Origin of the sequence: Levilactobacillus angrenensis (genome assembly GCF_003946085.1) — a bacterium.
GTDB lineage: Bacteria > Bacillota > Bacilli > Lactobacillales > Lactobacillaceae > Levilactobacillus > Levilactobacillus angrenensis.
On sequence record NZ_RHOB01000013.1, the window covers coordinates 44,174 to 68,626 of the forward strand.

A 24,453-nucleotide genomic window follows, 5' to 3' on the forward strand; every position below is an offset into this window, starting at 1 on the left:
GAAAATTTTCGGATTTTTAATTTTATCACTTGACCAGCCAACTGATTTTCTGTAAACGGCTTAACAACGCGGATGAAATGGCCTATAGTAAACCATGTCTACCGCGAAGGTTGTACCGTATGGAGAGTTGTGCCTTGAAAATTGGATGAAATTAAGGTATTCTTTGATATGAAAGCGTTTTCAATGTTGCGTCCCTGATTGACTTTCTGTATACTGGTCAAGTTGCTTGAAAACGAATGAAAACAAATTAAAACAAGAAAGAAAGGGCTATCGCTATGGAAAAACAAACAGTTACAATTTACGATGTGGCACGCGAAGCGGCGGTCTCCATGGCCACCGTCTCGCGGGTGGTTAATGGCAATCCCAATGTTAAGCCAGCTACACGGAAGAAAGTTTTAGAAGTTATTGACCGGCTCGACTATCGGCCAAACGCTGTTGCTCGGGGACTGGCAAGTAAGAAGACAACGACTGTGGGGGTTATCATCCCCGACGTCACCAACATCTACTTCTCCTCACTAGCACGGGGGATCGATGATATTGCGATGATGTACAAGTACAACATTATCCTGACCAACTCCGATGAAAACGGGGGCAAGGAAGTTCAAGTCCTGAACACCTTGATGGCTAAGCAAGTCGACGGAATCATTTTCATGGGGAACCAAGTGACCGACGAATTGCGCGAAGAGTTCAAGCGGTCCAAGGCGCCCGTCGTTTTAGCCGGGTCAGTGGATTCTGAAAAGGCCCAACCGAGCGTCAACATCGACTATGTGGCGGCGGTTGCGGAAGCTGTGAAGAACCTGATCGACCATGGCAACCAAAAGATTGCGTTCGTTTCTGGCTCAATGGATGAAGCCATCAACCATGATTACCGGTTGAAAGGGTACAAGAAGGCCTTGAAGGACGCCGGTATTGCCTATGATGATAAGTTGGTCTTTGAAACGGACTACACTTACAAGGCTGGCCAATCACTGGAACCAGCACTGAGCGCTGCCGGTGCGACCGCCGCCTTCGTGGGTGACGATGAATTAGCCGCTGGGGTCATGAACGGCTTGACCGACGCTGGTGTGGACGTTCCTGGCGAATTTGAAGTGATCACCAGCAACGACACCAAGCTGACTGAGCTGGTTCGGCCAAAGATGAGCTCTATCACGCAACCCCTCTATGATATTGGGGCCGTGGCTATGCGTCTGTTGACCAAGCTCATGAACAACGAAACGGTTGAAGAGAACACCGTCATCTTGCCTTACGGGTTAATGAAGCGGAGTTCGACGAAATAAGTAACTCATGAAAAGGTTTTGGAGCGCTGTTTCCAGAACCTTTTCGTATGTCTACGGAACATCAACACAAGACGTCGATTTGTAAGTTTCGGTATGATTAAGCCAGTGTTAATCAAACTGAAATCTAGATGTGCTACAATGATAAGCAAATCATATTGGGTATTGGGAGGTGGTTCTAATGAGTGAAAATAGTCGCATGGCACGCTACCATGCCAATGAGGAGCAGGAACCACAACAACAGCCAGCGCCACCAACTGCGTATCAACGCCGACCAGCGCTGGCACGGTGGGTCGCTTTCTTACTGCTTTTGTTAACGATCACGGTGGGATTGCGATTGACGGTTTTTAACGCGAATTACACGGCGGGGGTCGTGTCCAGATCCAGTTATGGGGAAAAGGTCATCAATCGTCTGAACGATGACTTGGAGAACCTGGGAATTTCTGGAGCACCCATCACGTCAGGTGTGGCGCAACCATATTTGGCAATCGGGGTGGCAGAATTGTACGGTGACACGACCACCACAACGGTTGACGGAACTGACCTGTCGGCGGCGGTCAGCAGTCAGGCCCAGGCCATGGGGGTCACTGCGTCTAGCAAATTGCTGCGTCAAATTAGCCAGGAGGCCCAGAAACGGGCGAAGGCGGCGTTTAACACCACCGCTATGCAACAAGCTGCGATTCAGGTTCAGCGGGCTAAAAAGCTGAATTTTTGGCTCATGCTGGCTGCGGTCATGCTGCTGGTCGTGACGTTCTTCTATGCACTAAGTGTGCACCATGTATTTGCCAGTCTGGGGCCGGGTTTGGCTTTGGGCGGCTTACTGAGTGGTTTAGTTGGCCTAGGCGGCTACTTCTTCTTGCCATTCGTGTTGACGGGAACTAGTCAAACGGTCAATAACTTATTGACGGCGATTGGCCGTAGTGGCTTGGGCGTCATCATGTTCGCTGGTGCGGCGGAAATTATCGTCGGCGGCCTTGTCTTATTAGGGCACCGGACGTTCCGGCGTGAGAATTAAATACTAATGAGTTCGGGACATGGGTCTCGAACTTTTTGTTTAAAGAGAAATATTATCTTTTTCTTAAGTATGTTCAATCAGAGTTATAAAACTCGATTGGATTTCGTTAGTTAGAGTATAGGGGAAATGGCCAGCCAAATAACCGGCCATTAAAACAGTCGACTTTTGAAATGTTTTTGTTATATTATCTTGCAATTAGTTTAAGGGAGGCGCAATATAAGAAATGTAATAATTCGACTTTATTGGGATGCTGCTGATTAAGAACAGTCGGCAACGAGACTGATGTATTCGGGGATATTCGTGAATCGGGGATGTCACGGATGAATTCATGTGAATGGAAGAGCAATCTTGATTGACCCCATCCAGGCAAATCCGTGAGGGTGATCGTGTCAGTAAATTCAGTGAACTATCAGTCAATTGTCGATTACCAGGGGGTCGAAACACTATTTTAGTAGGGGGCTCAACAGATGAGCAACGGGAGAACAAAGGTAAACAGCCAGAATAGTCTTCACGTAAAAAAAATGTACAAAGTCGCTAAACTACGGACTACTAACGGGAACGGTCTTACTGAGCGTTAGTCTAGGGATGACGTCGGCCAAGGCCGCCACGGGGGATGAATCTAATCCCATACCGGCGCAAGACACGATACCTCTTGCCCAACAGGCCGCTGCTCAACCAGTGAACAGCGTGGTTTTGGGCAAAAACAAGCCAGCAGCCACTACCCCGGTGAGTCAGCCGAAGACACCAGCACAACCAGACAACGCGGACCAGCAACCGGCCGATTCAGAACCGGATGCGGCTCCTGAAACGAAGCAACCTGGGACACCCCAGCAGAACACCGATGAAGCACAGAACGCAACGCACGGTGATGAGCCAACCGACGCCACAGCTCCGGTCACTACTGACGAAAAGTCGACTGAATCCCCGGCTAACGATCCGACCACGCAGACCGACTATGCCAGTGCGACGCCAATTGCGAAGAATCCTAAGGCGGTGACGCCCGATGGCACTCAGAAATTGGCAGGTAAGTACGCGTTCATTCCGAAGTTCAACGGGAGTGGCACGACGACGGTGTCAGTGATTGGAACGGAGAAACCCGTGACCAAGAAACATACGATTGCCGCAGACTTGACCACGGCGACTAAGGGCGCGGTAGGCTTTAAGTACACGAACGTCGGTTTTGATGCCGCGGGGCACAGCCTGGACATGAATATTCTCTATACGGATTGGGGTCGGCTATCGGAAACAGATCCCGCGTACGTGGAGACATACACCACGATGATCTATTCCAACTTTCGGGGTGCCGGTTGGGGCGATGTAAAATACCAATTCGTCCGGAGTGATTCCGGAGCCGCCGAGAACGTGACGGGGCTCTTGACGCTGACCGATATCGACGGTAACCAAACCGTCAGTATCACGGATAGTCAGTGGGCCAACATTGATAATGTCTACATTCCCGAGGGGCCGGACCCACTGAGTGGGCAGACGGACAACTGGCTCCGCTATACGGAAAACAATGGCTACTTGACGCTGGTGTCACCAGACTCGGGTAATACGCCGTCTGATGGCCAGTATTCCATGTTGACATTTACATATACGAATCAGAGTGCCTTGACCTTTCGTTACAGCGATGGCTTAGACGGCTCTGTTCCCACCAAAATGACGGCGTGGGGCGTCAACTATATTCCACAAAAGCCATTGGCCACGGCTACGGTCACGCCTACTTTGACCGTGAGTGACAGTGATGAGACGGCTGTCTTACGGGATACCGTCAAGGATGGTGAATCGACCTACACGTACAATCTGAACCAGATCATTCCAGACGAATGGGCGCAGTTCTACTACGGCAGTGTGGCCCTAACGGGTAAATTGCCACAGAATGCGACGATTACTGGCTTCAAGGTCGTCGATGAGGTGGGTAATGACGTCACCCAGTTCTTCACCAACGCTAATAGTGGTCAGGCCTTCAAAGTGACGGCTACTACGGACGCCTTGCAGAACAGCGATTTTTACGGTCACCGGTACACCTTGCAATTGACCATGAACGCGCCCCAGACGGATCAGGTTCAGCGGCTAAACTTTCACGCGGTAACCACGATCGATGGGGATACGCAGGCGTCCAACGCGGTCACGACGCTGGTCGACAAGAAGCATTACTTAGTGACGCATTATTACATTCAAGGCACCACCACGTCAGTCGCCCCTGACCAGCGACAACGACTGATCTACGGGACGCCCTATGCGACCAGTGCGCTCACGCTTGATAATTACCGATTGGTCGGTCAGGTTCGCACCAATGGAACCTTCACCGATGAGAATCAACCAGCAATCTATGAATATGCGCCGCTGACGGTCACCATTCCGGTCAAATTCGTGGATCAACGGGGCAAAGAGATTTCGCTTGCCACCAGTCTAACGGGACGGTTAGCCACTCCATATGATGCCAATCGCCTGCAGCGCACGTTGACCGGGTACGACTTGAAGTCAGTGGAACACGTCACTGGTACGTATGCGACTAATCCGACAGCCATCATTTTCCACTACCAGGCTAAGACAATCACCATCAAGATTCGCGATATTGACAACTATGACAATGATTTAGACAAGGAATTGGGCTTGAAGCGGACGATTCAAGGATTGTACAACGATTCTTACCAGCTGTCCGTGTTAGACGTTCCACAATGGAGTGAGATCTACTCGGGGGCTAAGTCACTGTTGACGGGAACCTATGCGGAGAACCGGACAATCACGTTGCGGTATAAGCAGGCCTGGAACCAGCCGTATTTGAGCTACGATGGTTCAGAGACAATCCCAGTTTTTAATGGCTTAGATAAGTTGATTGGGGTCATGCAAATTCATCCAGATGTTAATGAAGACACTACTGTGGTGTTGATTAAACCTAATGGAAAGTATCTAGTGGGCACCCTAGACGATGATATTGATGTCGATACTTTTCATCAACAAGCGACGGTGTTAAAGGGAAAATCTGTGACTATCACCAGCAATACAGGCGAGAAGATCAAGGTATCTATCTCTAAGACCGGTGCAATTACCATTTCACACTTGTATAGCAAGACCTTGCCAGTGGCGGATCGTGCAACAGTTAGTGCCAATGGGCGTGAAATCAAGCAATATATTGATACTAAGAGCGCAGTGACTGGCTTGAGGAGTTCATCATTGTCAGTAAATGGTGAATATGGCTTTCGCCAGGCAATTCAAAAGTGGCCTAATGGCTACACCACGATTTATGACAGCAGTAATCCTAACCAGGTTAAAATTACCGTCAAGAATGCCCGTGGTAAGCAGGTCTACAGCCAGCACAACTTCAAGCTGACCAAGAATGCAACGGTCAAGATCGGCCATCACCAGTGGATTTTCAAGAGCAACGTTTACGGTGCTTTGAATGCGCAATTGATGACGACCAACCAGGCGGGGAGCGGCAAGGTATACGTTCAACAGCTAACCTTCGGTGGAACGTTAAAGTGGACTAGCCTAGGCACAATTAAACACCACAAGCTCATTAGCCTAACGACGAAGACTTATGGACAGTATCGGGAACAGAACTTTAGTGATGACAAGATAGGTAGTTCGAAAAAAAGTGGAGAAGTATTAGGTCGTCAATTATCGATACGGATTTCAGGCTCGTATTGGTTGAAAGCTACTTTTGATAAAGAGGGGCACTTAATCAGTGAGACTAAGTATAAATTGAAGCCTAAAGTTGCACTAGCGTCTAGTTTTTGGGAGTTATCAGGAAGAGACCAAACTAATTGGTTAAATAAAGTTAGTGTTCAGGTTACTCGCACCAGTAAAGATACATCTCTTTCTTCTGGTGTGGTCAGAAATAATTTCACCAGGCGTATGTCGGAAAAGCGGCTTCCTCAAACTGGAGAATATAGTAGTGTTTATCTACCATTTTTGGGAATTTTGGGAGTTCTGGTAAACGCATTGGCAGTTGCGATGAGGGTATTCAAACGAGGAGAGTACGATGATTAATAAAAGATGGTTAAAATTTGCAGTAATCATTATGATAACGGTAACGCTATTGCCACTGGACGTGAATGCAGCAACTGTCAATGTGGTTGATGTGAAATCACCGAAGTCAGTTAACACATTGAAAATTACCAAAAGATGGTTTAGGCCTAGAGCCAATAAGTACGAGAGACAGAAGGTTAGCCCGGTAAGCAAAAATTATCGAGCTGTTAGAGTTTTCCCTGGGAAAGGAATACATTATAATTTTTCACGATATGCTTTTTTAGTGGATGGAAAGCCAGTAAATAAGTATATCAAAAAGTATAATAAGATTAAGTATATCGGCAGGTATGGGGAACCGCAAGCGGTCGCAATTGTCGGACACTATATGTATGTGCAAATGAGTTTCCGACACCATGGAAATAAGAGAAAGGGGAGAATAGTTAAGTATAATTTAGCCACGATGGATAAATTAATTAATAGGGATGGAAAACACGACAAGATTGTAAGGGCTTTGCAAAAAGCAAGAAAGTATATATATCCGATGTCAAGTAAGAGCAAGGAAAAAGCAAAGCGGGGAAAGTTGAAGAGATCGGCAAAAAAACATTTGAGTAAGTTCAATTACAAAGTCTACACAGCTGTTACTTTTGGACCTAAGTTTTACACAGGGCATGGACAAAGCTTTTCATATAACCCACATGATAAGCATCTTTATAACGTTGCCTATAGTCTTACACGGGATACTGGAAAAAGAGCACATCCTTTCAAATTTCAAAAGATAAGTTTGAAGAAGCTCAAACCTGTTAAGACTTGGAAACTTAATGTTCGATTGAGAAAAACAAAAAAGATTCTTTGGTTTTTCCCAATAACGTGGACAACGGCGTACTTGCAGATACATGATTTAACTTTTGATAGTAAAGGCAATTTTTACTTTACGCGGGCCTATTCTGATAGGAAACTAAAAAAAAATGCAAAAAAAGCACGTCTTCGGGAATATGCCAAAGGGTATAGACCGGGATCTAAGTACAGTAAAACAAGAAATTCTAGAGGGCGAGGATTGGTAATTTATCGTGGAAAATTTAAAAGGAATCGGAAGACTAAGAAAACCAGTATCTCGATTACAATGGTTGAACATGTAAGTAATGCAATTGGTTATCAAAATCAAGGTCTGGCTTATAGTGGAAGTGTAAAGAGACTATTCTTAGTCTATGATAATGCATTTATGTCGATTCCAATTAGTAAGTTGAATCATAAGATGAGTGCAAAATCTTTGAACTTTACAGTTTTAAAAAACCATCGTGAGTCTGAGGGAATGGGAATTCGGAGCAACGGGAAGGGGTACTTAGTTTTGAATAGATATGCCGAAGCTACAATTTCAAAAGTAAAAGTGAAGTAAAGGGGATTACGTTATGTCAAAAAGGTTATATTTAAGTATCGCAATGGTATTGAGTGTCATGATGGTTGGCTGTGCTGAAAACGGTCATGAGGACGATGTACATGCCAGTTCTAGTCAACTGCAGTCCAATAAAATCGAAGACAAGTCAAGTGCAATGGTCGCTGTTGGTAAGATCCTGAGTGATAAAGAAATGAATCCGGATGTCGCCTACAAAGTAGGTAAGAAGTCGGTTCTTGCTTATCATAGTTTGACAAAATTTGGTAAAAAATCAGATAAACTGGCTACTTACAAGGCATCGTCGGGAGAGGTATTTGGAATTACGAAAAGGTATCAGACAACAACGGGAATTTATTACCATTTGATTCAATTTCAGTCAAACGGTTTTAGCAATAAAAAACATCCAGCAAACTCGTCATACATTAAGTTCTGGGGGGAAGGAGGGTATGTTAAAGCAAACGACATGCGGCGCTTTCACCCAGTGACCTCAGAGTGGAACTATCACAAGAAAGTACCATACTATGTAGCCAATCCGTATAGTCATCGTATTTGGAATAATCCCGTTGATACCAAACACTACACGTATATTAGTCATGTTTTCGATCGGTTGACCACGGTGCAACTGTATGCGACTAAAGAATTGGTTAAAAGTACGGGCAAGCATTATGTCTACTTGCAAACGGCAGGCGGGAAAAAGCTTGGATGGGTTGTTAAGAAAAGAAGTGTCTTGATTGCTGGAAAATATCGAGACGTCGGTAAACAATTATTGAAGCCTAAAACGCATGAGACGTTAATTAAAAAGGTGCAAAGCAAGGCATCCACTCATAATCGGGTTACGACGAATGATAGTATGGCAACACAACAACGAGTTTATTTAGTTAAAAATCGTTATCATAAGATTGTTCGTATTCTTGTAGTAGGAATGGATAATCGGCCAACGAAGCTCTATCTAAGAGGCGGTCGAGTGACTAAATTGATTAGTTATACTTATCGTCGAGTGCCTTGGAAAACAGTAACAGGTCTCAAAAAGTTAAAGAAACACTATCTCGCTGAACATCTGTACACGAACTCTGCAGCAACTAAAACATCTTTTTATTCAAAAAAGAATAAAAAACTTGTGAAGGCTGTGACTATGGGGAACGATGGCACAGCTATGGCTACTGTTTATCGTAATGGAAGGGTGAGATTTTCGACAGAAATACCGAAAGATTTGAATACTTTTCCGATTGCAGATTTTGACTAGGGTAGGAGTAAGCTGTTGAAGTCCATTACGGATGTTGACGAGGGTAGTATTACTTACTCAATCAATGACTATAAATAGATCCCGAATTGTCAAATCAAGTGCAACACCAGCTGGAGTAGGTTGACCATGGGAAAATACTTTTAGCGTAGCTTTAGTTGGACGGTGATAAGAGCTCAAAAACTTCACTAGCACTGAGGTAGCCCAGAGACTTGCGTAGCCGATGGTTAAGCACGTACTGGACGTTGGTGATGTAGCTTTCATCAAAGACGCGCATGGACATGCCTTTAGGTATGAACTCACGGATCAAGCCGTTTTGGTTCTCGTTACTACCACGTTCCCAGGGTGCATAAGGATGAGCGAAGTAGACCTGGGTCCCCGCGACCTGGTCCAGTAGTGCGAACTCACTGCCGTTGTCAAAAGTGACCGAGTGGAACTTCTCTAGTACGTAAGCATTGATGATTGTTTGAAGTGCATCACGACAGGTGTCGGCGTGGTAATTGGGAATTTTAACGATAATTTCGTAGCGACTCGAGCGGTCAGTGAGTGTCATCAGAGCCGGTTCGTTCACGGTACGTTTGCCTTTGATGAGGTTGCCTTCCCAATCACCGACTGTTGTTCGTTTATCGACAATCTCCGGCCGTTCCTCAATGGAAGTGCCTAGGACCTTCTTATTCATCCGTTGGTGGGCATTACGCCAGCTCTTGACTCGTCTGCGTAGCTTTACTGGTAAGTCGGCATTCCGTAGTGCGATGTAGCGGTAGACCGTGGGGGTCGAAGGACAGGGCTTACCAGGGTGTTCCCGCCGGAAGCGATGAACGAAACTGTCGACACTGTCGACGCGGAAGTGCTTTTTTAATTCGGTACAAAACATCTTGAAGAACAACCAACAACGCTTCAATAGGCCCTTAGAATGGCAATGAAGCCGGTTCTTAGCGTAGATCAGCTGACCGGTGGCAGCGTAGTATTTGAAGTAAGGCAGGTAGTTTGAGTCCAGCTGACGGACGGTACCTCGCTTGAGCTCACGACTGATGGTACTAGGATTACGATTGAGCCGTTTAGCAATCCGACGAACAGAATAATCCTCTTCGTGAAGTGCTTGGATTTGACTACTTTCTTCGGCTGAGAGTTGTTGGTAGTAGCGAGCAGTGCTAAGATTTTAGTGGGTCATGGAGAGTCCTCTTTCTTTTTGGTTTCGACGCTTAAAAGTAGGTCTCCATGGCCTATTTGTTTACCTAAAATTATCTTACCGGGTGTTGCACTTCAATTTTAAATTCGGGTTTCATTTTTGGCTGACGGAAAACCAGTAAAAAAACAAATCCTTTAATCGCATAGCCTTATTAGGTAAACATGCGGAGCCCCAAGGTGTAGCAATCGTTAAGTTTAAGGCACCAGGAACGAAGAGTAAACATACGTACATGTTTATTCAAATGTCGTTTAACAAGGGGAATAACAATCGTATGGGACAGATTGTGCGGTACGACCTTGGAGTGTTGGATAAGTATGTTAATAAGAAAGGTAAGCACAATAAGGTTGTTAAGCATTACAAAAATCCAAGAAGTATCTGGCACCTTTGTCGAGTAAGAAAAAAGGGAAGAAAAAGTGGGCATCCAAGAGAAGAAAAGCTAAGAAGCATTTGAGTAAGGCCAATTACAAAATATTTTCTGCAGTTGTAATTGGGAAGAAATTCAAGATGGGTCATGGGCAGAGCTTCTCATATAACCCCAAAGATGGTCGGTTATACAATGCGGCGCTCACGGCCAAACATGATAGTGGAAATTATCGTGAGTTTAATTTTCAAAAGATCAGTATGCACACCTTAGCACCGTCCAAGACATGGCGCATGTTGGTCCGAGTGACCCATACTGTGAAGTCTGTAGGGCTCAAGTCCCGTCGAGTGAAAACATATTTGCAGTTACACGACTTAACCTTTGATAAGGGAGGACATTTCTACTTCACAGAGACGGCCAAGCGAATGCAGACCATGAAGAACAGATTATCGAAGTATACGGAAGCGTATACTTACATCACTCACGTCTTCGATCGGTTGACCACCCAGCAGTTGTATGCAACCAAGGAACTGATTACGCATAAGAATCTACATTATGTGTACTTAGAAACTGCAAAAGGACGTAAGTTAGGCTGGGTCTATAAGGCTCGGCATACACTTATTGCGGGAAAATACCGTGATCCGGGGAAACAATTATTGAAATTGAAAAGACACGAGCATCTTGTCACCAAGGTTCAAAGTAAGAAATCAACGAAAAATCGGGTTGGTGTCAATGATAGCTTATCGTTACAGCAACGCGCTTATCTGGTTAAGAATCGGAAAAATCAGATTGTTAGAGTGCTGATTATCAGTATGGACAATCGCCCCACCAAGATATACTTCCGCAACGGACGAGCGGTTAAGGTAAAGACGTACAAGTATCGGCGAACGCCCTGGAAATCGACAACCAACAAGAAAAAATTGCGAACGAAGTATCTTGTGCAGCATGAATATGATTACGCAAGCGTTGATGCAACTCAAAACCGTTTTTACTCAACTAAGAATAAGAAATTAGTTAGATTGGAGACGCTAGGCTTTGATGGCGGTGGGTACGTTGATGTTTATCGGAATGGTCATGTGAAGTTCTTTACGGATGTTGACGAGAAAAGTATTACTTATTCGATTAATGATTATAAGTAGATAGACTTGTTTTCGATTGACGGTCTATTTCTTGATTGGAACGAGGGGATGGTAGGATGCAGAAGAAAGCAATTGTGGCTTTGGTAGCATTAGGCATCATTGTTGGTGGCTGTGCCAATAGTGCGTCACAAGGGAAAAGGGTGTCTGCTAGTAGCTCAAAAAGCACGCCAAGTAAGCAGCGTTCAGTAGCTAAGACTTCGGTTAAGGCATCACCGGTTGGCAAAATTATTTCAGTCGAAAAAATGAATCCCGACGTTGGGTATAAGGTTGCCAATAAAAAGACAGTGTTTTATCGAAGTTTAAAGGAATATGGCACGAAGGATGGGATTATTTCTGACAATATCACCGCACGGGGCAGTATTTTTGGAGCAATCAAAGAGTATGAAACCACAACTGGTGTGTACTATCGCGTTGTCATGTTTTATCCTAATGGCTTTGAGAATAGAAATAGTCCGGAAAATTCAGGTGATACAACTGAAATCACAAATTATGGCTTTGTGAAAGCAGATGGGTTAAAGCCTTTTTCAACGGTAAAATCTGAATGGCATTATTCGCAGAAGCAACCATACTACGTGGGCAATCCCTATGAGCATCGTATCTGGTCGGCACCGGCCAATACTAAGCATTACACCTACGTGACGCACGTATTCGATCGTTTGGCAAGAACGCAGCTGTATGCTACCAAAGAATTGGTTAAATATAATGGCAGTCATTACGTTTACTTAAGTACGGCTAAGCGGCCATTAGGCTGGGTATACAAGTCACCCAAGACGCTGATTGCCGGCTATTATCGTGATCCTGGACAGCAACTCCTTAAGCCCAAGGCTCATGAAAAAATGGTGGTGAAAAAGCAAAGTCGTAAATCGGCAGGGACACGGGTGGACGTGAGCGATAGTACGGCACTGCCACAACGGGTTTATCAGATTCGGAATAAGCGGAAGCATACTTTGCGAGTGCTGACGATGGGAATGGATAATCGGCCAATTCGCATCGATTTCAAGCGTGGCAAGGCGGTCAAGGTACGGACCTTTGAGTATTGGCGCAAGCCTTGGAAGACCATCACCAATAAGAAAAAATTACGGACCCATTTTACCGTTTCACATGAATTTGATGAAGGTGCATGGTCAACCGTGCACTTTTACAAGCATAAGAGTAAGAAGCTGGTTCGTGTGCGGACTTATGGAACTGACAGTTACGCGACCATTTGGATTTATCGGAATGGTAAGGTTGGGTTTAAAACCCGTATACCGAAAGACATTATGAGTTATCCATTGGCGGATTTTAAGTAGTCAGCTTATGACGTGTCGTTGATGGGGAAAACTCAGAAATAAAGGATCTTGTTAACGAAAAGTACGCGCCACTCCGGAGGCTAGGCGGGACTGATTAACGGTCCAAATTAGATTTCTGGATTCGTTGCAGTCTCGGTTACATAAGATTATAGATTTGAAGAAAGGAAGACTTAAAAATAAAAAAAGGACAATTATAGTTTTGGCAACGCTAGGCATTGTTATTGGTGGATGTACCAAATGAAACCAAATTTGTGAGCTCGCAACGATTCTGGTTGCGGGCTTTTTTGTGGCAACTTTCCTTGTAAAATGCAATGATTGACCCCCTAGACAATTAGTTCATTCCAAAATTCTTTGAAATAGTTAACCTTTTTTCGATTTAGTGATTGACCCTGGAGAATTTGCGGTATAAAATAATTTGTAATTAATTTTATCGTGTAAATATCTAGCTGGTGTAAATAAAGTGAGATAACAAATGGTTGGTGAATTGGTAAGGATTAGGTTCTAACTTGGTATCATAAATAGTAGTTAGTTGCACTGATAATTCAAGTAGCTAAAATGCAAGTTGAGGCATTAGCAACCCAATCATTTGTTAAATGAGAACTAGGCTTTGGGGGACAAACGACTCCAATTGTGAGAGGGGTAAGCAGCGATGCAAATGAAGCAGCATTACAAGATGTACAAGGATGGCAAGCACTGGGTTTTCGCTGCCATTACGGTGGTTGCCGTGGGTTTGGGTACCGCGGTAGGTCAAGATACGTTAGCACATGCGGACACAACATCTGGCAGTGATGATACGAGTCAGACCGCGAAAACGACTAATGTCGCGAGTGGCTCGGCGGTAACGTTGAAGTCTTCACAAAATAATGGTAACGATTCCACGGGAGTGACAGACTCGTCAACGACAGCGACTGGGGATGCGGGCTCATCGACTGATAGCGATACGAATACTGATACGAATACTGATACGGATACCAATACGAATACTGATACGAATACCAATACGAATACCGATACGAATACTGATACGAATACTGACACTAATACTAATACCAACACTGATACCAATACTACGACTGGTGAACCAGCGACTGACACGGATGAAGACGCCCCGGAGTCACCAGCTGCTGATCAGAAGGCAGCACCAACAACACCGGCTACTCAATCACCGGTGGCGCCAGTGACTGAAGATGAACTGCTGGATGAAGCACCAGCCGAGGGGGCAGACACCAATGGTGAAGAGCAGTCAGCAGCGAGCGGTAATTTAGCGAAGTCAGCCGTTGCGCCAATGATGGCGAGGGTGGCGGTCGCTCCGGTCACGGACCAGAGTAATTTTGACATTACTTATGATGACTCGACTGAAACGGCAACAATCAATGGTCTGTTGAGTCAAACGACTAGTGATACCATCGTGATTCCGTCGACCGTTACCAATGGGGACAAGACGTACCGGGTGACGACGATTGCTGACGGGGCGTTTGCCTCTTCTATGAATCGTAATGACAACGTCACGACCTTTGTGATTGGCGATGGGATTACCACGATTGGCGCTAACGCCTTTGCTTATCTGGGGAACTTACAGGTCGTCGATCTCAGTGAAAATCACACGCTGACGACGATCGGTGAGCAGGCCTTTGTTGGCGACAACTTGACTTCCCTGACGTTACCGGCGTCGGTCACCACCATTGGGAATGGTGCGTTTGAATACAATAGCAATCTGGCTGCGGTGAACCTTGGGGATACGCAAGTGCAGAGCATTGGGAACGTGGCGTTTTTGGGGACTGACCTGCAGGCCGTCGTTTTACCAGCAACCATTCAAACGATTGGCGATGGCGCGTTTAAATATAACAGTCATTTAGCAAGCGTTGACTTCAGTCAGGCCACACAGTTACAGAGCATTGGGGACCTGGCTTTTGCCAATGATGCCAGCCTGACGTCCTTGTCGATTCCAACGTTAACGACCATGGGCACGGCGGCCTTTGCTGGGCTGACCAGCTTGACCTCGCTGACCTTGGGTGACGGGGTACAACAGATTGGTGACTACGCCTTTTCCACATACAAAGATGGCGATAGCCTGATTGCGGGGGACACCGCCCTGACCAACGTGACGTTTGGCAACGGTCTGAAGCAGATTGGCAACTACGCGTTTACCTATGATGGCCAAATTACCACGTTGAATTTGCCGGCGAGCTTGCAAAGCATTGGCGACTACGCCTTTGGGGCGATGACCAGCAAGGACGCGAATGGTAACACGGTGACCGGCCTGTCGACAGTGACCTTCGCTGATGGCAGTCAGCTCCAGACCATCGGGAACGCGGCATTTATTTACGACTCCTATCTGACCAGCATCACGTTACCGGCCAGCTTAGTCACGATTGGCGACCAGGCATTTTTGGCCAATACGTCTTTGATGACGATTAACCTGCCCGCCAGTCTGACGACCGTGGGCGCGAATGCGTTTACCTATGATGCATTGTTAAATAAGATTGATACCACGCAGGCGACGGCGCTAACGACCATTAAGAGTGGTGCCTTTGAATATGCGGGGTTGATGGGGACCTTGGATTTGCCGACGAATCTGACGACGATTGGCGATTTAGCCTTTGCCGGGAACCATCTGAGCACGTTGAATTTGAACGCTAACCTGACCAGCGTTGGGGCCAATGCCTTTTCTTACAACGCCTTAGCGGGTCAGCTGGACTTCACGTCGACCGCCATTCAAACGATTGGCAGCCAGGCGTTCTTCGGTAATCAGCTAATGGGTGTGGTGGTTCCGACGACCGTCACTCTAGGCAAAGGGGCCTTTGACTACAACCGCTTGACGACCGTGTCTCTGCCAGGCAACCAGGCTACCTTGGCGCAAAACCAAACGGCCACGCGGTTCACCTCCACGGCCAAGCTGACGTCGATCGATGACTTGTTTGACGTGCACCTGGGCCAGCTGACTAACCAGGATTTGGTCTTAACGCAGCTTTCAAACGGCGTGACCTACAGTAATGGTAAATTTACGATTCCAACCGGCCTCGCCGGGTTTACGTTTACCTGGAGTCTGAAGGATAGCAGTGGGACCACCTACACGGGAAATTACCAAGTCGTTTTGAACGACCCGAACATTCAGGTGGTCAATTCCACCGTTTGGTACGGCGATAACTGGCAGCCGACCGATAATGTGATGAGTGCCACGATGACGGACGGCACGGTGATTGCGCCTGATAAATTAGGGGTGACGGTCACCGACGCTAGTGGTAAGGCCGTCGCGGTCAATGCAGTCACGCAAAATGCGGGCGTTTACACCGTCACTTACAGTTATCAGGGCGTGGCCTCGGCAACAGCTCAGTTGACAGTGATCAAACGAGTCGCCACTTACAGCTTAACTGGCAACTCGACGGTGACTTATGACGGGGCAACGCCGACCATTGACCCCGCCGATTACCAGGTCACGCTGTCTGACGGTTTCGTTTACACGCTGAAGGCGGGCGACTTGCTGATTGAACCGTTAGACACGAACCAGACGACTAGAAGTGCAGCGTCGGCAGTGCTGCCTAACGTGGGGGTCTACCAGGTCGTTTTGAATCCAGATACGATTGACCGGGTCCAAAGCGAAGTGCCGGCCAGCAACTACTTTGATTGGACAAATTTGGGCTCGAAAGCAACATTGACGATTACGGCAGCACCCATCACCGTGAGTGTTCCCAATGCCAGCAAGGTCGCTGGCGAGGCTGATCCAGTCGTGACGCCGGTCATTACCTTAGCGGGGAGTGACCAAGCCGTGACCGATAGTGGGATAACCATCACCCGGGTTGCAGGAGAAACTGTCGGGACCTACGCTTATCAGCTGGACCAAACGAATTTGAATGCCAACTATACCGTGAGTGACCCTGAACTGGGCCAACTGACGATTACGGCCGCGACCCCAACCTTAACGGGGAGCGACTACACCATGACGGTCGGCGGCAAAACGCCAACTGCTGCGGACTTTCAGGCGGCGGCTACGGATACGAACGCCTTGCCAGTCGCCACGGCTGATATCACCGTGGACCTGAGCCAGGCGGATACCACTAAGGCGGGGGACTACCCCGTTACGCTGCATTATGGTGACCTGAGCCAAGCGGTCGTCTTGCACGTGACGGCGCCAAGTACCGGGGATGGTGGCAACACCACGGGACCGACCGATCCAACCGACCCGACTGATCCAACGACCCCGGATGGGCCAGATCCAACTGATCCGGAAACCCCAACTAAGCCGACAACACCGACGAAGCCTACGCAGCCAAGTAAACCAGCGACACCAGATGCTCCAGCCAATGAGGTGCACCGAATCATCAGTGACCAAGGCTTACATCAAGGCGGTGTGGGGGCCACGATTGACATTCGGGCTAAGCGGAGTGCCTACAACACGGTGACTCGGCACACCACGGGCATTGCCGCTACGATTCAAGGCGACCCAGTCGGACAATCCCGACGGACTGCGGGCACGGTGGCTCAAGTAACGCCAACGTCAGTTACCAAGCGGGCAGCTACGGAGACGACGTTGCGGACCAAGCCAGTAATCACGCCAACGACGCAGACCAAATTGCCACAGACTAATGACCAGAAATCCGCTGGCTGGACGGTCTTAGGTCTCCTGTTGGGGAGCCTGGGATTGGTTGGCTTCCGGAAGCGGCGGCATGAGTAATTAGCCGATTTCTTTAGATGCTTACGTGCTAAAAAGGGCGCCATCACCAACCGTTGCGGTTGTGATGGCGCCCTTTAATCGTCAGGTTACATTAAAATCTTAGAGAGAAAATCTTTGGCCCGGTCAGTCTGGGGATTGCTGAAGAATTCATCCGGCGTATTGTTTTCCTGGATGTAACCGTCAGCCATGAACCAGACCCGGTCGGCCACGGACTTGGCAAAGCCCATTTCGTGGGTGACGACGACCATCGTCATCCCTTGTTTGGCCAGTTCTTGCATAACGTTGAGCACTTCGCCAACCATTTCAGGGTCCAACGCAGACGTTGGTTCGTCAAACAGCATGACCTTGGGATCCATGGCAAGGGCCCGGGCGATGGCGACCCGTTGTGCCTGCCCACCGGAAAGGCTGGTGGGGAAGGCGTCGGCATGGTCGTCCAAGTTGACTTGCTTTAAGAGCTCGTGAGCTTGTTTCGTTGCCGTGGCGTCATCGACGTGCTTGACCTTCATGGGGGCCAGCTTGATGTTTTCTAGCACCGTCATGTTGGGGAAGAGGTTGAAGCCTTGAAAGACCATCCCCATTTGTTCCCGTAGTTCGTTGACCCGCTTGTCATCCAAGGTCGTCAGGTCCTCACCAGCGAAATCTACTTCACCAGAAGATGGGTGTTCCAAGAGGTTCAGACACCGCAGAAAAGTGGATTTCCCACCACCAGAAGGGCCAATGACGACAATGACTTGTCCGGGATTGACTTGTTCCGTGATGTCCTTTAAAACTTGGTTGTCGCCGAAATGCTTGGCGAGATTTTTAACCTCGATAATCGGTTTAGTCATGTTGCATTCTCCTTTCGAAGTAGTTCAGTAGACGAGATGCCGTGAAGGTCAGAACAAAGTAGATGACCATGATGACGGCGATTGGCGCAACGCCCCGGTAAGTGTCGGACCGCACGATGTTGCTTTGGAAGATCAGTTCGGAGACCCCGATGATAGACACGATGGAACTATCCTTGATCAAGGTAATAAATTCGTTACCTAAGGAAGGCCAGATGTTCTTCAAGGCTTGGGGCAAGACCACGTAACGCATGGTAGCGCCACTGGACATCCCCAGGCTCCGGGCAGCTTCAGTTTGGCCGTCGTCCACGGAGTTGATCCCACCCCGGATGTATTCGGCAATGTAGGCACCGGAGTTCAAGGAGATGGCGATAATCCCGGAGGTCAGGGCGGGCAGGTTGACGATGAGGCCTAAGCCAAAGTAGACGAACATGACTTGGACCATCATTGGCGTGCCCCGGATGAATTCAACGTAGGCCGTGGCTAACCACCGCAGGGCAGTCTTGAAGACGCCACCGCGAGCCATCCGTGCCAAGGATAAGAGCACCCCTAAGATGAACCCGAAGAATACTGAGCAGACCGTGATGATCAAGGTGTATTCCACCCCGGTCAGAAAGGCTTTCCAGTAGTGAAGCATGCTGGTGTTGACGGTGTTGGTCTTTAAATATTTCCCGGCAGCGGGCAGATAATCTTTGTTGACCAGGTCTTGCTTCTTGATTTGGTCAACGGACTTGTTAGCGGCCTTGACCAAAGACGTGGAGCCCTTGGCGAACGCGGCCGAAGCGCTGGTGTCAGAAGCACTTAGATCAAAATGACTAGGGATGGCAGCCAGTTCCTTGTTGTTGGCCACGTAGGCTTGAGCGGACGGCTTTTCCATGGCGACCCCTTGAATCTTGTGGCTTTGCAGCGCTAAGATCAGGTCGGACACGGAGGTCATCCCTTTAACAGTGGTCCCACTGGTTTGTTTCTTGGATTCGTTGTACATGGTCGACCCGGTCTGAGCGCCGATGGTCTTGCCCACGAAGGAATCCTTATCTTTATAAATCCCCTTGTCACTCTTGTTGATGACGATGCTGTAGCCACCTTGATAGTAGGTGTGCGTGAAGTCGACATTTTTCCGCCGCGCTGGCGTGGGGTTCATCCCGGAGATGACCATGTCGACCTTACCCGTTTGTAAGGCGACTAATAAGGAATCAAAGGACATGGACTTGACCACGAGCTTGACGCCTAAGTCCTTGGCAATCTTTTGGCCAACGGCGACATCCATGCCGACGATCTTGGTCTTGCCGTGAACCGTGGCTTGAAATTCATACGGCGGGTAATCGGGCGAGGTCCCCATGACCAGCGTCCCCTTCTTTTGGACCTTGGCAAGTGAGTTGTCGCTAGCGGCACTAGCCGTCGTGGTGGTCAAAGCACTCACGCCCGTGACCAGCGTCAACATCAGAGCAAGGAATAATACCAATCTCTTTTTCATATAAAAGCTCCTCAATATTTTTGTTGTTGCCCTTGATTATAGCTGGTTTCGTTTATTTATACAAGATTTATTTTGAAAAATCAGTTTTTATGCATTAATTATTCGATTATTCAGGGGCAATTGCCCGTTTTAAAGCAAAGTGAGGCGTATTTTATACATTTTTTGTTGAATAAAGAATAAATGAGCCAGGCAATTGAACCCAGCGGGAGTAAGTGCTAATATGTACAGTGTCTGTTTTATACGGAACGGATATCTAATAAAATTTTAGAAAAGAGGAGTTACGATGTCAGGACATTCTAAATGGCATAACATCCAGGGCCGGAAAAATGCTCAGGATGCAAAACGTGGAAAAATCTTCCAAAAAATCTCACGTGATTTGTACCAAGCTGCAAAAGCAGGTGGTCCTGATCCCGACGGTAACCCTCAACTTCGTTTGGAAATGGACAAGGCGCGGGCAGCTAACATGCCTAAGGAAAACATCAAGCGGGCTTTAGACAAAGCCTCTGGTGTTGGTGGCGCCAAGTTCGAAGAAATCACCTACGAAGGCTACGGTCCAGCCGGGACAGCGATCATGGTTGCTGCCTTAACGGATAACAAGAACCGGACGGCTGCGGCTGTGCGTTCTGCCTTCACGCACCACGGTGGCTCACTCGGTGCAGCGGGTTCCGTTTCATACATGTTTGATCGTAAGGGTTACATTGTCATCTTGCGTGACGGCTTGGATACGGATGAAGATACGATGTTGATGGATGCTTTAGACGCCGGGGCGGACGACATGGAAACCACGGACGAAGAATTCAAGATCTACACGGATCCTTCGAATGAAGTTGCAGTACGGGACGCCTTACAAGATAAGGGCTACAAGCTCGACACTGCCGAAGTTCGGATGTTCCCACAAAACACGACTGAAGTACCAGAAGCCAAGGCTTCCCAATACCAAGGTCTGATCGACGAACTGGAAAACAACGACGACGTTTCCGATATTTACGAAGCAGCCGTTTTACCAGAAGACGTTGAAAATTAAGTTTTCAAAGGAGATTCCTGCGGGAGTCTTCTTTTTTTTTTGCAAAAAAATAAAAAAATCGCCCAGTTTTATCGTAGTTAACTTAAAGCGACTAAATGAGGAGGGCGACTCTTGCAAACGATTATCAATGACTTACTGGCCGCGGCCATTGCGCAACGGGCTAGTGATGTTTATCTCTTGCCTCAAGGCGATACGTATCAGATTCGGTTGCGCCACGCGACGGGGTTAAGGGCTTGGCGAACCTTGCCGGTAGAACGCGGTCGGCAGGTCATCAGCTATTTTAAATTTCACGCCAACATGACGGTCAGTGAAAACCGGCGGCCCCAAGTCGGCGCCATGACCTGGCCCGGGGAGGTCCCCATCGAGCTACGATTCTCAACGGTCGGCGACTTTGCTAACCGAGAATCACTGGTGATGCGGTTGATCTATCCAGCCACGCTCCTGACGAATGCGTACCTGGTTCCCGCGCAGCAGACCCACCTGCAGCAAATCGCCAGTCGACGAGGACTGGTCTTGTTAGCGGGGCCCACGGGATCAGGGAAGACCACGACGCTTTACCACGTGGCCAGTCAGCTGAGTGCCACGGCGGTCGTCTTGACCGTGGAGGACCCCGTGGAAATCAAAGAGCCGCGGTTCATGCAGTTACAGGTGAATCCCGCCGCGGGGATGACCTATGACGCGTTGATCAAGGTTGGGTTGCGCCACCGGCCCGACGTCTTCATCATTGGTGAGATTCGCGATGCCGCCACGGCGCAAGCGGCGGTGCGGGCGGCGCTGAGTGGCCATTTGGTCTTGAGTACGGTTCACGCCCAACACGCGGCGGGGGCCATCAGTCGGCTACAGGACCTGGGTGTAGCGACTAATCAGTTGCGTCAGGTCTTAACGGCCAGTTGCTATCAACGCCTGGTTCCCCGTTTAGCTGAGGGGCCGGCAGTTTTATTAGACCTGTTGCACGGTGAGCAGTTGTGGACGACCACGACGATGACGGAAGGGTGGCGGAACAATCTTGATGAAGCAGTTCGGACAAATCAGATTTCAGTGGCGACAGCGCGGCAATTTCAATTCGGGTAGGTGGTCACTGGCGACACAGGCCCGGTTTTGTCAGTTGCTGGCGGACCAGTTAGCTAGTGGCTTTTCGCTACAACAGGCCGTGACCTTCTTGCAGACGGTGGATGGGCGGTTTCCCGCGGACCTGCAAGCTGTGGCGGCCGGCCTGCAAAATGGCGAAGCGTTGGTCGACCTGTTGGCCCCATACCTACAGGCTAACGTGTGTTTTCAGTTGCGGTTGACCACGACCTACGGCGACTTGGGTCCCGCCTTAGCGGAGGCGGCCAACTTCTTACGCTTGTTAGCGACACAGCGCCAAAAATTCCGGCAATTGTTGGCCTATCCGGTCGGCTTATTTCTGGGGATGATTGGGTTATTTGCGACACTCCAACTGGGCATTTTACCCCAGCTACATCAGGGACTGGCCCCTAGTGCTCCGGTGACGGAAGTCTGGCAACAGTATCTCTGGCTCGGTGGCAGTGGCTTCGGCGGGGTGGGACTCGTTATCTTGGGCAAATGGTGGCGACGGCAACCCAGTTTACGGTTAGCCAGTCTCTATCTGCGATTGCCGCTGGTGGGACCGATTTTTCGCGCCTACTACGGGTACTACTTGACAGCGAATCTGAGCCAGTTGATTCAAAGCGGGCTGAGCGTCAAGCAAATGCTAGCCGTCTTGCGTCAATTACCGGAGCGGGCACTATTGTACCAGTTGGCGGGCGTCCTCACGCAACAGCTCACGGTGGGGCAATCACCGGTCGGGTGGTTACGCCGCCAAGACTTCATCCCCAGCCAGGTGGTGGTCTTTCTCAGCAAAGGGAGCACGCCACCCCAACTGGCGCGGGAGTTGCACGCCTTCAGTCAACTGCAATACCGCGAATTGGTGCGGCGATTGGAACGGGGACTGGCACTGGTGCAGCCGGTGCTGTTGGGCATCGTAGCGCTGTTGATCGTGGGGGCCTATCTCAGCTTATTGTTGCCAATGTACCAAGACTTACAGGGGGTCTATCATGATTAAACGCCGACAGGGCTTTACTTTAGTGGAAATGACCATCGTGCTCTTTATTATTTCATTGCTGATTCTGATCATCTTACCCAACCTAAACAATCAACGAAAACGGGCCAATCAGATTCACGGCCACGCAATGGTCACGGTGGTTCAAGGTCAGGTGACGGCCTATTTGGAAGACCATCCTGGCCACCATTACGTGGATTACGCCGCGTTGACCCAGGAGAAATACCTCACGGCAGACCAGGCCAAACGCGCACAAGAAGAACACATCAAGATCGTGGAAGACCGGGCAGTGGCCGATGCCAAGTAAGGGGTTCACACTAGTCGAGACGCTGTTGGTCTTGGTCATCGTGACGGGCTTGACCACACTGGTGAGCTTTCAAGGAACGCCGCACCGCGCCTTGATGGCCGAACGGGCTTTCTGGCCAGCCTGGCAACGCATGTGGACGGCGGGCCGTCAGCAAGCCAGACAACAACGGACCCCGTTACTGGCTGAAGTCCAGTCACAACGGGGGCAGGTAGTCTTGATGACGGCCCAATCCCAGCAGATCATTGGGCGGTTACGGATTCCACCGACGCTCCACCTGCAAGGCGACAGTGGCCGCTGGCCGATTTACCTGTCCGGGGCGGCTAAGGCCCAAACGCTCAAATGGTACAGTTCTGCTAACCAACGATATCTAAAACAAACTTTTCAATTGGGAGGCGCTATCTTTTATGTGGAAACGGAGCAACCATAGTCGCCGGCAGGGGTGGCTCTTGCCTGATGCGCTATTGGCGCTAAGCGTAGTGGCCACCAGTGTGGTCTTGGCGCAGGGCTTCTTACAGACGACCCATCGCTTGGAGCAACAGCGGCAAGTCCATTTGCAGCGAGTCCGCCAGCAACACGATGATGCCCTGAAACGCTGGTTAACGGCGCAATGAAATCACGACAAGGCTTTACGCTAGTGGAGGCGGTGCTGGCGTTGGTGATTGCTACGGGGATGTTTTTGCTGGTCAGTGGCGTCAGTCATGCTTTTTTACGGCCGATTCAGCGTGATCCCATTGCCTGGTATCAAGTCGTCCAGGCACTCGAACAAGATGGGCGGTATCGACTAGTGCGGACCAGTGAGGATGTCTTGGTGGTGCGTGACCAACAGGAGAACCATGAGGTCGCGCTCAGGGTCGATAAAAACCAGACGCTAAAAATGACCAATACGAAGCAGCACGGCTATTATCCGCTATTACGCGAGGTGACGACGATTCATTGGCAGACGCTTAAATTAGGAGTGGTTAGATTAGAACTCAAACAGGCCGGATTACCGGCGCAAACAACGTTAGTCGATCTGCGCGGCATCAGGGGTTCTTGACCTTGTGGGCGTTGTTCTTTTTAGTGAGTGTGAGCTTGTTCATTAGTGTGGTGGGAGTGGGCCTGACGGCGAGACGTGAGACGACCCACCAACTTGAACAGGATTTTCAAGCGAGCACCCGGATGATTCACAAGCAGACGCGCCAACATGTGAAAAAGCGGCATGGATTGCGGCGTATCAGGCCGGTA

At 48.7% G+C, this 24,453-nt stretch carries 17 protein-coding genes and 1 pseudogene; 15 read left to right on the top strand and 3 right to left on the bottom strand.

Features of this window, described 5'->3' with window-relative positions:
* Nucleotides 1–275: 275 nt before the first annotated feature.
* The 5 genes from ccpA (at nt 276) to EKM83_RS08930 (ending at nt 8,894) form a co-directional block, all read left to right on the top strand.
* A complete protein-coding gene (gene ccpA, locus EKM83_RS08910; RefSeq protein ID WP_125576592.1) occupies nt 276–1,277 on the top strand; it encodes a catabolite control protein A in 1,002 nt (333 codons plus the stop codon).
* Nucleotides 1,278–1,455: 178 nt separating this feature from the next.
* The gene (locus EKM83_RS08915; RefSeq protein ID WP_125576594.1) at nt 1,456–2,289 is read left to right on the top strand and encodes a hypothetical protein; all 834 of its coding nucleotides are present in this window, start codon (nt 1,456–1,458) and stop codon (nt 2,287–2,289) included.
* A gap of 585 nt (nt 2,290–2,874) precedes the next feature.
* The gene (locus EKM83_RS08920) at nt 2,875–6,282 is read left to right on the top strand and encodes a MucBP domain-containing protein (protein WP_125576596.1); all 3,408 of its coding nucleotides are present in this window, start codon (nt 2,875–2,877) and stop codon (nt 6,280–6,282) included.
* Nucleotides 6,275–7,654 (top strand): hypothetical protein, encoded by a 1,380-nt coding sequence (locus EKM83_RS08925; RefSeq protein ID WP_125576598.1) that lies wholly within the window; start codon nt 6,275–6,277, stop codon nt 7,652–7,654. Before EKM83_RS08920 ends, EKM83_RS08925 begins: the two co-directional genes overlap by 8 nt.
* Before the next feature lie 13 nt (nt 7,655–7,667).
* Complete coding sequence (locus tag EKM83_RS08930; RefSeq protein ID WP_125576600.1) at nt 7,668–8,894, top strand: hypothetical protein; 1,227 nt, start codon at nt 7,668–7,670, stop codon at nt 8,892–8,894.
* 151 nt (nt 8,895–9,045) lie between these two features.
* Here EKM83_RS08930 and EKM83_RS08935 read toward each other — a convergent pair.
* A pseudogene (locus EKM83_RS08935) lies at nt 9,046–10,044 on the bottom strand (IS30 family transposase); the annotation flags it as partial.
* A gap of 420 nt (nt 10,045–10,464) precedes the next feature.
* On the opposite strand from EKM83_RS08935, the gene EKM83_RS08940 reads away from it, so the two are divergent.
* From EKM83_RS08940 to EKM83_RS08950, 3 genes are all read left to right on the top strand, one after another.
* Nucleotides 10,465–11,580, top strand: coding sequence for a hypothetical protein (locus EKM83_RS08940; RefSeq protein WP_125576602.1), 1,116 nt, complete (start codon nt 10,465–10,467; stop codon nt 11,578–11,580).
* A gap of 56 nt (nt 11,581–11,636) precedes the next feature.
* Nucleotides 11,637–12,869 (top strand): hypothetical protein, encoded by a 1,233-nt coding sequence (locus EKM83_RS08945; RefSeq protein WP_125576604.1) that lies wholly within the window; start codon nt 11,637–11,639, stop codon nt 12,867–12,869.
* A 649-nt stretch (nt 12,870–13,518) separates the two neighbouring features.
* On the top strand, nt 13,519–17,541 hold the full coding sequence (locus tag EKM83_RS08950) for a leucine-rich repeat protein (protein ID WP_125576606.1): 4,023 nt from the start codon (nt 13,519–13,521) through the stop codon (nt 17,539–17,541).
* A gap of 86 nt (nt 17,542–17,627) precedes the next feature.
* Here the strand turns inward: EKM83_RS08950 and EKM83_RS08955 are convergent, their stop codons facing one another.
* Both EKM83_RS08955 and EKM83_RS08960 read right to left on the bottom strand, forming a co-directional pair.
* Complete coding sequence (locus EKM83_RS08955) at nt 17,628–18,368, bottom strand: amino acid ABC transporter ATP-binding protein (protein ID WP_125576608.1); 741 nt, start codon at nt 18,366–18,368, stop codon at nt 17,628–17,630.
* Entirely contained in the window at nt 18,361–19,839 is a 1,479-nt protein-coding gene (locus EKM83_RS08960; RefSeq protein ID WP_125576610.1) for an ABC transporter substrate-binding protein/permease, read from the bottom strand. The genes EKM83_RS08955 and EKM83_RS08960 overlap by 8 nt, the downstream gene beginning before the upstream one ends.
* 283 nt (nt 19,840–20,122) lie before the next feature.
* On the opposite strand from EKM83_RS08960, the gene EKM83_RS08965 reads away from it, so the two are divergent.
* The 7 genes from EKM83_RS08965 (at nt 20,123) to EKM83_RS08995 (ending at nt 24,265) form a co-directional block, all read left to right on the top strand.
* Nucleotides 20,123–20,863, top strand: coding sequence for a YebC/PmpR family DNA-binding transcriptional regulator (locus EKM83_RS08965; RefSeq protein WP_125576612.1), 741 nt, complete (start codon nt 20,123–20,125; stop codon nt 20,861–20,863).
* A gap of 111 nt (nt 20,864–20,974) precedes the next feature.
* Nucleotides 20,975–21,934 (top strand): competence type IV pilus ATPase ComGA, encoded by a 960-nt coding sequence (gene comGA, locus EKM83_RS08970; RefSeq protein WP_125576614.1) that lies wholly within the window; start codon nt 20,975–20,977, stop codon nt 21,932–21,934.
* Nucleotides 21,873–22,925 carry a type II secretion system F family protein gene (locus EKM83_RS08975; RefSeq protein ID WP_225418650.1) on the top strand — a complete coding sequence of 351 codons (1,053 nt, stop codon included), beginning with the start codon at nt 21,873–21,875 and terminating at the stop codon, nt 22,923–22,925. Before comGA ends, EKM83_RS08975 begins: the two co-directional genes overlap by 62 nt.
* Nucleotides 22,918–23,229: a competence type IV pilus major pilin ComGC gene (gene comGC / locus EKM83_RS08980; protein WP_125576615.1), complete on the top strand. Its 312-nt coding sequence runs from the start codon at nt 22,918–22,920 to the stop codon at nt 23,227–23,229. The genes EKM83_RS08975 and comGC overlap by 8 nt, the downstream gene beginning before the upstream one ends.
* Nucleotides 23,219–23,656, top strand: coding sequence for a pilus assembly FimT family protein (locus EKM83_RS08985; RefSeq protein ID WP_125576617.1), 438 nt, complete (start codon nt 23,219–23,221; stop codon nt 23,654–23,656). The genes comGC and EKM83_RS08985 overlap by 11 nt, the downstream gene beginning before the upstream one ends.
* Entirely contained in the window at nt 23,634–23,840 is a 207-nt protein-coding gene (locus tag EKM83_RS08990) for a hypothetical protein (RefSeq protein ID WP_125576619.1), read from the top strand. Before EKM83_RS08985 ends, EKM83_RS08990 begins: the two co-directional genes overlap by 23 nt.
* Nucleotides 23,837–24,265: a prepilin-type N-terminal cleavage/methylation domain-containing protein gene (locus tag EKM83_RS08995; protein WP_125576621.1), complete on the top strand. Its 429-nt coding sequence runs from the start codon at nt 23,837–23,839 to the stop codon at nt 24,263–24,265. The genes EKM83_RS08990 and EKM83_RS08995 overlap by 4 nt, the downstream gene beginning before the upstream one ends.
* Nucleotides 24,266–24,453 lie beyond the last annotated feature (188 nt).

What these genes read in the sequence shown, in the direction of transcription:
- EKM83_RS08995 (WP_125576621.1), top strand. Translation starts at nt 23,837, where the DNA reads ATGAAATCACGACAAGGCTTTACGCTAGTGGAGGCGGTGCTGGCGTTG.
- comGC (WP_125576615.1), top strand. Translation starts at nt 22,918, where the DNA reads ATGATTAAACGCCGACAGGGCTTTACTTTAGTGGAAATGACCATCGTG.
- EKM83_RS08950 (WP_125576606.1), top strand. Translation starts at nt 13,519, where the DNA reads ATGCAAATGAAGCAGCATTACAAGATGTACAAGGATGGCAAGCACTGG.
- EKM83_RS08915 (WP_125576594.1), top strand. Translation starts at nt 1,456, where the DNA reads ATGAGTGAAAATAGTCGCATGGCACGCTACCATGCCAATGAGGAGCAG.
- EKM83_RS08955 (WP_125576608.1), bottom strand. Translation starts at nt 18,368, where the DNA reads ATGACTAAACCGATTATCGAGGTTAAAAATCTCGCCAAGCATTTCGGC.
- EKM83_RS08985 (WP_125576617.1), top strand. Translation starts at nt 23,219, where the DNA reads ATGCCAAGTAAGGGGTTCACACTAGTCGAGACGCTGTTGGTCTTGGTC.
- EKM83_RS08925 (WP_125576598.1), top strand. Translation starts at nt 6,275, where the DNA reads ATGATTAATAAAAGATGGTTAAAATTTGCAGTAATCATTATGATAACG.
- EKM83_RS08930 (WP_125576600.1), top strand. Translation starts at nt 7,668, where the DNA reads ATGTCAAAAAGGTTATATTTAAGTATCGCAATGGTATTGAGTGTCATG.
- EKM83_RS08920 (WP_125576596.1), top strand. Translation starts at nt 2,875, where the DNA reads ATGACGTCGGCCAAGGCCGCCACGGGGGATGAATCTAATCCCATACCG.
- ccpA (WP_125576592.1), top strand. Translation starts at nt 276, where the DNA reads ATGGAAAAACAAACAGTTACAATTTACGATGTGGCACGCGAAGCGGCG.
- EKM83_RS08975 (WP_225418650.1), top strand. Translation starts at nt 21,873, where the DNA reads ATGAAGCAGTTCGGACAAATCAGATTTCAGTGGCGACAGCGCGGCAAT.
- EKM83_RS08965 (WP_125576612.1), top strand. Translation starts at nt 20,123, where the DNA reads ATGTCAGGACATTCTAAATGGCATAACATCCAGGGCCGGAAAAATGCT.
- EKM83_RS08945 (WP_125576604.1), top strand. Translation starts at nt 11,637, where the DNA reads ATGCAGAAGAAAGCAATTGTGGCTTTGGTAGCATTAGGCATCATTGTT.
- EKM83_RS08990 (WP_125576619.1), top strand. Translation starts at nt 23,634, where the DNA reads ATGTGGAAACGGAGCAACCATAGTCGCCGGCAGGGGTGGCTCTTGCCT.
- EKM83_RS08960 (WP_125576610.1), bottom strand. Translation starts at nt 19,839, where the DNA reads ATGAAAAAGAGATTGGTATTATTCCTTGCTCTGATGTTGACGCTGGTC.